This is a genomic window from Lysinibacillus sp. BF-4, assembly GCF_000743635.1.
In the GTDB taxonomy this organism is placed as follows: domain Bacteria; phylum Bacillota; class Bacilli; order Bacillales_A; family Planococcaceae; genus Metalysinibacillus; species Metalysinibacillus saudimassiliensis.
In genome coordinates this window covers 1-1,121 of sequence record NZ_JPUW01000099.1, presented here as the reverse complement: position 1 = coordinate 1,121, position 1,121 = coordinate 1, and the positions used below count along the sequence as shown (strand labels likewise).

Below are 1,121 nucleotides of genomic sequence, written 5' to 3'. Positions count from 1 at the left end.
AACAGAAGAAAGCTTTAAGCAAGCAAAGGACGACGCTATTTTTGCTGCCGAACTTGATTACGATGCGTACAAAAGCGTTTCGGACGCGCTTGTCAATCATGAGGCATACCAAAAGACAATGGTGAAGGATGGAGAGCACGATAATTACGGCGCCTACGCTGCAAAATCTGTGCAATATCTGACTGCTGAAGGTAGCCCTAAATAATGAAAAAGAAGGTCATTCCAACGTTGAGGTGGAATGACCTTCTTTATTAATGCGGTGTATTTTGTCAACTAAAGCGAGTATAGCTGTTTCAGCCTATTTCATTTTAGCAAATGCAACAAGTGACCCTTTATCACAAGATTGAAATCCGTTCTTTTCATAAAAATGTCTAACATCAGGCGCTTCCTCAGTTAGAAGAACTTTTTGTCGAACATGGCTGTATTTATTCAAGATTTGTTTCATTAATTCCGTAGCAATCCCTTGATTTTGATAAGTATTTAAGACGAGTATGTCTTGTACATAGATGATTGTTAGTCCGTCACCAATAATGCGAACGAGTCCTACTAACTCGTCTCCGTCCCAAGCAGACAAAACATCTAGCGATTGTGATAAGGCCTGTTGTAAAAGGGGCAAATCATTTGTATAGGCAAACCATTCAACATCATTATATAATTTTTCCAACTGATCCACATTTATATTTTTATTTTCTTTAAAATTGATTGTCATTTATTTTCCTCCTCAAATTATTATTTTGAAGAGTTATTCCATAACTTATCCACTGTCTTATACCTCCTTTACATGCAAAAATTACTTAATATTCAGCATAATATTTATTTATCGTTTGGGCAATAATTTTGATTATTACAATTTTCTACTACAAATTACTTAGGCTCCGTAGCTATTTGGAGCGCTACGGTGCTCGTGTTACCCTTTGGCACTTTTTTAGTGGTAACGGTTTCTAACACTTGCTTTGTCGCATATCTTCTTCTGTGTGTTGTTGCCAGCGAAGCGGCACATCATACACGCGCACGGTGTCGTCGTCTTGCGCGCTATACACGACCATACCCCACTAACAATACGACATCTTCAGGGTACATAAGCGCACTTTTTCCTTTTTATGTAACTTAAAACTAAATAT

2 protein-coding genes are annotated in these 1,121 nt (G+C 37.6%); one reads left to right on the top strand and one right to left on the bottom strand.

What is annotated here, in order from left to right:
• A partial coding sequence (locus CH76_RS13970; protein ID WP_036147417.1) for a hypothetical protein occupies positions 1 to 205 on the top strand: 205 nt, incomplete at its 5' end.
• Between the two features lie 93 nt (positions 206 to 298).
• Here the strand turns inward: CH76_RS13970 and CH76_RS13315 are convergent.
• Entirely contained in the window at positions 299 to 709 is a 411-nt protein-coding gene (locus CH76_RS13315) for a GNAT family N-acetyltransferase (protein WP_036147415.1), read from the bottom strand.
• Positions 710 to 1,121 lie beyond the last annotated feature (412 nt).